The organism is Afipia clevelandensis ATCC 49720 (assembly GCF_000336555.1).
GTDB lineage: Bacteria > Pseudomonadota > Alphaproteobacteria > Rhizobiales > Xanthobacteraceae > Afipia > Afipia clevelandensis.
This window is the reverse complement of sequence record NZ_KB375281.1, coordinates 3,254,921-3,261,337: the sequence shown is the minus strand read 5'-3', so window position 1 is coordinate 3,261,337 and position 6,417 is coordinate 3,254,921. Positions and strand designations below refer to the sequence as shown.

The 6,417-nt window shown below is 64.0% G+C and carries 7 protein-coding genes; 3 read left to right on the top strand and 4 right to left on the bottom strand.

All coding sequences use genetic code 11. From position 1 onward, the window contains the following. Positions 1 to 51 precede the first annotated feature (51 nt). Positions 52 to 1,002, top strand: coding sequence for an OmpA family protein (locus tag HMPREF9696_RS15605; RefSeq protein ID WP_040302097.1), 951 nt, complete (start codon positions 52 to 54; stop codon positions 1,000 to 1,002). A gap of 69 nt (positions 1,003 to 1,071) precedes the next feature. Here the strand turns inward: HMPREF9696_RS15605 and HMPREF9696_RS15600 are convergent, their stop codons facing one another. Continuing rightward, complete coding sequence (locus HMPREF9696_RS15600) at positions 1,072 to 2,028, bottom strand: homocysteine S-methyltransferase family protein (RefSeq protein ID WP_002713999.1); 957 nt, start codon at positions 2,026 to 2,028, stop codon at positions 1,072 to 1,074. Between the two features lie 246 nt (positions 2,029 to 2,274). Here HMPREF9696_RS15600 and HMPREF9696_RS15595 point away from each other — a divergent pair, with 246 nt between their 5' ends. Further along, positions 2,275 to 2,892, top strand: a complete 618-nt coding sequence (locus HMPREF9696_RS15595) for a TetR/AcrR family transcriptional regulator (protein ID WP_002713998.1) — start codon at positions 2,275 to 2,277, stop codon at positions 2,890 to 2,892. Positions 2,893 to 2,918: 26 nt separating this feature from the next. On the opposite strand, the gene argG is transcribed toward HMPREF9696_RS15595, so the two are convergent. Further along, entirely contained in the window at positions 2,919 to 4,256 is a 1,338-nt protein-coding gene (argG, locus tag HMPREF9696_RS15590; protein ID WP_002713997.1) for an argininosuccinate synthase, read from the bottom strand. A 141-nt stretch (positions 4,257 to 4,397) separates the two neighbouring features. Next, on the bottom strand, positions 4,398 to 5,225 hold the full coding sequence (locus tag HMPREF9696_RS15585) for a phosphatase PAP2 family protein (RefSeq protein WP_002713996.1): 828 nt from the start codon (positions 5,223 to 5,225) through the stop codon (positions 4,398 to 4,400). Between the two features lie 125 nt (positions 5,226 to 5,350). On the opposite strand from HMPREF9696_RS15585, the gene HMPREF9696_RS15580 reads away from it, so the two are divergent. Next, positions 5,351 to 5,950 (top strand): 2-hydroxychromene-2-carboxylate isomerase, encoded by a 600-nt coding sequence (locus HMPREF9696_RS15580; protein ID WP_002713995.1) that lies wholly within the window; start codon positions 5,351 to 5,353, stop codon positions 5,948 to 5,950. Between the two features lie 3 nt (positions 5,951 to 5,953). On the opposite strand, the gene HMPREF9696_RS15575 is transcribed toward HMPREF9696_RS15580, so the two are convergent. Then, positions 5,954 to 6,415: a hypothetical protein gene (locus tag HMPREF9696_RS15575; protein WP_002713994.1), complete on the bottom strand. Its 462-nt coding sequence runs from the start codon at positions 6,413 to 6,415 to the stop codon at positions 5,954 to 5,956. Positions 6,416 to 6,417: the final 2 nt, after the last annotated feature.

The window sequence follows — 6,417 nt, the reverse complement described above, 5'->3', positions numbered from 1 at the left end:
CTGCCGCCCGCGCCTGCGGTGCAGGCAAAGCCGATCCCGGTGCAGCCCGGCATGCGTCCGGTCGGACGGCTGGATGATTTCCGCGGCCAGCGCCAGGAACGCACCGAAGGCGGCCGCACCATCATCACCGAACCGGGCCGCGTGATCGTGCGCGACCCGAACGGACAGTCGTTCGTGCGTCACAATGACGTCGACCGCTTCCGTTACGGCGCGCGTGATGTGCGGGTGGATCGTCAGGGCAACGACACGCGCACGGTTGTCGTGCGTCCGGACGGCACGCAGATCATCACCATCAACGACGAGCGGGGCGGACTCATGCGCCGCAGCCGCCGTGGGCCGGACGGTCGCGAGGTGGTCATCATCGACAACAGGCGGCGCGGACCGGGCTTCGGCGCCGGTCTCGCGGCGGGTGTGGTTGCCGGCGCAATCGGCGGCTACTTCGTGTCGCTGCCGCCGCCGGTGCTGCGCATCCCGCAGGACCGCTACATTGTCGAGGCGGACGACGCCTCGCCGCAGGTGATCTACGACACGCTGACGGCGCCTCCGGTGGAGCGCATCGAACGTCCCTACTCGCTCGATGAAATCCGCTACAGCCCGTCGGTGCGCCAGCGCATGCCGTCGATCGACCTCGACACCATCAACTTTGAAACCGGTTCGTGGGAAATCCCGCCGGACCAGGCCGCGAAGCTGCAGGTGATCGCGGACGGCATCAACCGCGCCATCCAGGCCAATCCGCAGACGGTGTTCCTGATCGAGGGCCACACCGACGCGGTCGGCAGCGATGTCGACAACCTTTCGCTGTCGGATCGCCGCGCGGAATCGGCTGCAACCCTGCTGACGCAGCAGTTCGGCGTGCCCGCCGAAAACCTGACCTCACAGGGTTACGGCGAGCAGTATCTGAAGGTACCGACCGACGGGCCGGAACGCCGCAACCGCCGCGTCACGGTGCGCAACATCACGCCGCTGCTCAACGGCGGCGAAGCCAACGCCGCGCCGCGCTGAGGCAGAGCGTCCATCGAAACGAAAACGGCCGGGAATTGTCCCGGCCGTTTTTGTTTCGGACGCGCTGCTTCAGGCGCTGAGTTCTCGCGGCGGCACGCAGGCTTCGCAAATCGCCGCAACGTGGCGATGGTCGGTTCCGCAACAGCCTCCGAGAATGCGCATCGTGGGAAATGTTTGCTGCAATCTGCGGTAGCGCTGGCCGAGGTCGAGCGGATCGCCGGCATCGAGCGTTTCGGACTCGTCCAGTTCGGCATCGCTCTTCGCCGACGCATTGGCCCGCACGCCGTGGATGCGCTTCATCCAGCCTTCACCGGCCTGCAATGCCCGCTCGAAGTGCGTCGGATATGCGCAGTTAATCATGAAATAGACCGGCGCATTCTGCGTTTCGCGGTCCACCGTCTCGATCGCCTCGCGCAACGTCGCGCCGCCCACGAGACGGCCGTCGGTTTCCACCGTGAACGAGATCGCACATGGCAGGCCGATGATCCGCGCGGCGCGCGCGATGCCGACAGCCTCGTTGATCGTGTTCAGCGTGAATGCCGTCGTCATGTCCGCACCGGCCTCGGCGAAGGCCGCGATCTGCGCGGCATGATAGGCCTCCGCTTCATCGGCATCCATATTGCCGGCCTTGTAGCCATCACCGCGGGGACCGATTGCGCCGCTAATGACGCAGGGCGTCTGCGCGCTCTCCCACTTCGCACGCAGGCTTTTGAGAAATACGATCGAGCGGACATTGATCGCCTTCAGCGCGTCAGCGTCGTAGCCGAGCTTCGTGCCCCAGTCCGGATTGGCGCGCCAGGTCGGCGTGTCGAGCACGAAGCCCACGCCCTGCCGTCGCGCGATGGCCAGGTAGGATTCATAGTACTTCGTCAGCAGCGCGCGGCCTTCCGCAGTCTCCATCAATACGAACGAGGCGAAGTGAGGCAGATCGGCGCCGTCGTGAAAAATAAGCGTCGTTTCCATGCCGCCGTCGGTCAGGAAAGTGCCGCCATGGCACTGCGGCAGATCGTTCCGGTATTTGGCCATTTTCGAATCTCCAGTCGTTCGGTCCATTCGTCGGAAGACGACGGTCCCGGTTGACCGGAGTGGTGCCGCAAGATGTCGCGGGCGGCTAGAATCCTTGCGGTACGGCTGAATCTGCGCGTGCAAAATGCTACAAAATCAGCCGCTTGATCGCATCCGCGAAACCGGCGAAGGCGCCCGATCGCGGCAAAACCAGACCGGCGGTACAGTTTTGGTTGCAGTCAGAACGGCGACGATTGGAGATCGCACATGGGAAAGGGCGAAGCGACCCGCGAACGCATTCTGGAGATCGCGGAAGCCGCCGTGCTCGCCAAGGGCTTCGGCGCGACCTCAATCGACGAGGTGATCGTCGAGGCCGGGCTGACCAAGAGCGGCTTCTTCTACCACTTCAAGGACAAGAACGCGCTGGCGCGCGAGATGGTGCGTCGTTATGTCGAGTCCAATGACCGGCTGTTCGACGACATCTTCGCGCGCGGCGCCGAATTGTCCGACGATCCGCTTCAGGCGTTTCTGATCACACTGAAGCTGCTCGCCGAACTGATGGCTGACCTGCCGAACGGCCATCCCGGCTGTCTCATTGCGAGCATCTGCTATCAGGAGCGGCTGTTCGACCGCGAGGTTCGCGAACTCACCGCCGATTCCGTCCGAAGCTGGAATGCGCGCTTCCGTGCCATCCTTGAAAGGATCGCCGCGGCTTATCCGCCGAAGGAGCCGATTGACCTCGACGATCTCGCCGAGACGATATCGTGCATCGTCGACGGCGGAATCATCATGTCGAAAACCCTGAACGATCCGCGGCGACTCGAGCGGCAGATTTTGATCTTCCGCAGTTTCGTAAAGCTCATGTTCTCGCCCGCCCATTCCTGACGCAGGGCGGGAGCGCAATCCGCGCCTCAGCCCTTGTCGCTGTCGAGCTTCGGAATGTGCGAGCCTTCACCCGCCGAGAGCAAACCGGTCTGGGTGTAGAGGTTCAGCTTGCGGCGGGTGTCGGAAATATCGAGGTTGCGCATGGTCAACTGGCCGATGCGGTCGGCCGGCGTGAAGGCTGCGTCCTCGACCTTCTCCATGCTCAACCGCTCCGGCGCATAGGTCAGGTTCGGGCTCTGCGTGTTCAGGATCGAGTAATCGTTGCCGCGGCGAAGCTCCAGCGTCACCTCGCCGGTGATCGCGCGCGCCACCCAGCGCTGCGCGGTCTCGCGCAGCATCAGGGCCTGCGAGTCGAACCAGCGGCCCTGATAGAGCAGCCGGCCCAGCCGCATGCCGCTGATGCGGTATTGCTCGATGGTGTCTTCGTTGTGGATGCCGGTGACGAGGCGTTCATAGGCGATGTGCAGCAGCGCCATGCCCGGCGCCTCATAGATGCCGCGGCTTTTCGCCTCGATGATGCGGTTCTCGATCTGGTCGCTCATGCCGAGGCCATGACGGCCGCCGATGGCATTGGCCTCGAGGAACAGCGCGACGGGATCGGCAAACGTCTTGCCGTTCAGCGCAACGGGCTGGCCTTCCTCAAACCGCACCGAGACCGTCTCCGCCTTCACGGCGCAGTCATCACGCCAGAACGGCACGCCCATGATCGGATTGACGATCTTGATGCCGCTGTCGAGATGTTCGAGATCCTTGGCCTCGTGCGTGGCGCCGAGCAGATTGCTGTCGGTCGAATACGCCTTCTCGGCGCTCATCTTGTAGGCGAAACCGTGCGCGGTCATGAACGCCGACATTTCGGCGCGTCCGCCGAGTTCGTCGATGAACTGCTGATCGAGCCAGGGCTTGTAGATGCGCAGCTCCGGATTGGTCAGCAAGCCGTAGCGATAGAACCGCTCGATGTCGTTGCCCTTGTAGGTCGAGCCGTCGCCCCAGATGTTGACGCCGTCTTCCTTCATGGCGGAGACGAGCATCGTGCCGGTCACCGCGCGGCCGAGCGGCGTGGTGTTGAAATAGGCGATGCCGCCGGTCGAGACATGAAACGCGCCGGACTGAATCGCGGCGATGCCCTCGTGGACGAGCTGGCTGCGGCAATCGACGAGGCGCGCCTTCTCGGCGCCGAACTCCATCGCCTTGCGCGGAATCTCGTCGTAGTCGGCTTCGTCCGGCTGGCCGAGATTGGCGGTGTAGGCAAAGACGCGCGCGCCCTTCTGCTTCATCCAGAGCAGCGCCGCGCTGGTGTCGAGCCCGCCCGAGAAAGCGATGCCGACATTTTCTCCTTTGGGAAGGCTCTTCAGAATCGTGGTCATCAAACGTCCATTCGGGCAAAATTCGGTTGGATGCGCGACGAACGAACCTCGCGCCAGCGGGCGCGTTTGTTGGCATTTCGCCGGGATCGGTTGGGCTTCTATAGAAAGATTGGCGGGCCATGGGAAGCCCGCCGCCGCCCGCTAGGGTCGCAGGACGGGAGCCCGGTGATCCGCCGGAACATCGGCCCCCGGCCTGATGCGCGGAGAAGCCCCGACATCGCGGCCGAGCAGCTTCTGCCGCCAGCGATAGCCGGGCCACGCGATCCGCGTCAGCCACGCATCCACCTCTTCATCGGTCAGCCGCGTCGAAGGCCAGCGATAGATGATCGCATAGGCCAGCCAGATCACCAGAAACGAGATCGTGCCCGAGAACAGCACGTCGGTGAAGAAATGGCCGCCGAAGGTAATCCGCAGGCCGCCGGTGGCGATCCCGAACGCGGTGGCCGCGACATAGGCGAGCGGCCGCCATTGAGGAGGCGCCAGCGCGGCGGGCGCATAGGTCCAGAACGCGGTCGCCCCTTCGCCCGAGAAGAAAGAGCAGTTCTTCGGGCAATCGCCGCGCGGATCCCACCACGGCTTGAAGTCCAGCTTGCCGCTGAATTCCGTCACCAGCACCGGACGCGGCCGGCCCCAATAGCCCTTGAACACGACATTCGAGAGCACGATGGCGGTGAGCAGCATGGTCACGATCAGGAAAACCATGGCGCGGCCGGACATCATCAGCGGCTTCACCGGACGGATCATTTTGACGGTGAACGCGATGATCGCCGGCATCACCATCGCCCATGCGAGCCACATGGCGCCGTCGCGCGCGATCGCCGCCCACAACCGCTCCTTCAGCGGAAATGTCATGGTCGCCGCATCGTAGAAATAGGACGACAGCTTCAGATCGAGTTCGGGGAAAAATCCGAACAGCAATCCGATCACCACCGACAGCGCGAGCGCGATGTAAAGTCCGGTCCGGTTCATGGCGGGGGGTTTAGCCGAGCCGGCAGGGGAATAAAAGTGGCGACACGCCGCATTCCGGCAAGCCGGCCAGGCTGTGCTAGGGTGGCCCGAAACAGTCACAGGACTTCGGGAGCATCGCCGGTTTCATGCCAAAGCCCGTTCTGGATTTCTGGTTCGATTTCGCCTCGGTCTATTCGTTTCTCACCGCGATGCGGATTGCGCCGCTGGCGGACGAGGCGGGCGTCTCGGTGCGGTGGCGGCCGTTTCTGCTCGGGCCGATTTTCGCCGCCCAAGGCATGACGGATTCGCCGTTCAACCTGTTTCCGGTGAAGGGCCAGCACATGATCCGCGACGTCCAGCGCAGCGCGGACGAGATCGGCACCGGCTTCCAGTGGCCTGCGGTATTTCCGCAATCGGCGGTGCTGGCGAGCCGTGTCGCGCTGGTTGGATTGAAGGACATATGGGGCGAGGATTTCAGCCGCGCCGTGTTCCATGCCGAGTATGCGGAGAACCGCGTGATCTCCGAACAGGCGGTGATCGCCGGCATCCTGACAAAACTGAAAGTGCCGGTGGACGCGACATTCGCCGCCGCGCAGGCCGACGAGATCAAGGCGGAGCTGCGCGACCAGACCGCGGACGCGCAGGCACGCGGATTTTTCGGCGCGCCGACATTCACCACAGCCAGCGGCGAGATGTTCTGGGGCAACGACCGCCTCGAGCAGGCGCTGCGCTGGGCGAAGAAATGATCTTCAGCGCGGCAATGGCGGCGGCGCGGGCGGCTGCATGCGCCATGCACCGGCATTGCGGCCCGCGATCATCCAGTAGACCACGCCGCCGAGGATCCCCGCGCCGACCATCACTTCGAGATGGCGGCGCACGATGCCGTTGAAGGTCATGTTCACGGTGTCGAACGGAACGAAGCCGAGATAGCAGAACAGGCCTGCGAGACCGCCGATCACCGCATAGGCGAGGATGTGGCGAATCGCAAAGGCTTCGGTGACCAGCGCGAGCACCAGCGCAGGCAGCAATGCGAAGCCCGAGACCAGCACAAAGCCGAACCCGAGCACCATGTTGATGGCGCCCTGGTCGATGTCGAGCGAGACATCGCTCATTTCCGGAAAGAAAATCGCCCACAGCACCACGATGCTGGCGACAAGGCATGCGGCGAGAAAGCCGAAGAAGACCGCGAAGAGGCGTCCGATCAGGGCCATCG

Excerpts from the sequence above, each read along its gene's own strand:
- HMPREF9696_RS15605 (WP_040302097.1), top strand. The coding sequence starts at position 52 with ATGCGTCCGGTCGGACGGCTGGATGATTTCCGCGGCCAGCGCCAGGAA.
- HMPREF9696_RS15600 (WP_002713999.1), bottom strand. The coding sequence starts at position 2,028 with ATGGCCAAATACCGGAACGATCTGCCGCAGTGCCATGGCGGCACTTTC.
- HMPREF9696_RS15595 (WP_002713998.1), top strand. The coding sequence starts at position 2,275 with ATGGGAAAGGGCGAAGCGACCCGCGAACGCATTCTGGAGATCGCGGAA.
- argG (WP_002713997.1), bottom strand. The coding sequence starts at position 4,256 with ATGACCACGATTCTGAAGAGCCTTCCCAAAGGAGAAAATGTCGGCATC.
- HMPREF9696_RS15585 (WP_002713996.1), bottom strand. The coding sequence starts at position 5,225 with ATGAACCGGACCGGACTTTACATCGCGCTCGCGCTGTCGGTGGTGATC.
- HMPREF9696_RS15580 (WP_002713995.1), top strand. The coding sequence starts at position 5,351 with ATGCCAAAGCCCGTTCTGGATTTCTGGTTCGATTTCGCCTCGGTCTAT.
- HMPREF9696_RS15575 (WP_002713994.1), bottom strand. The coding sequence starts at position 6,415 with ATGGCCCTGATCGGACGCCTCTTCGCGGTCTTCTTCGGCTTTCTCGCC.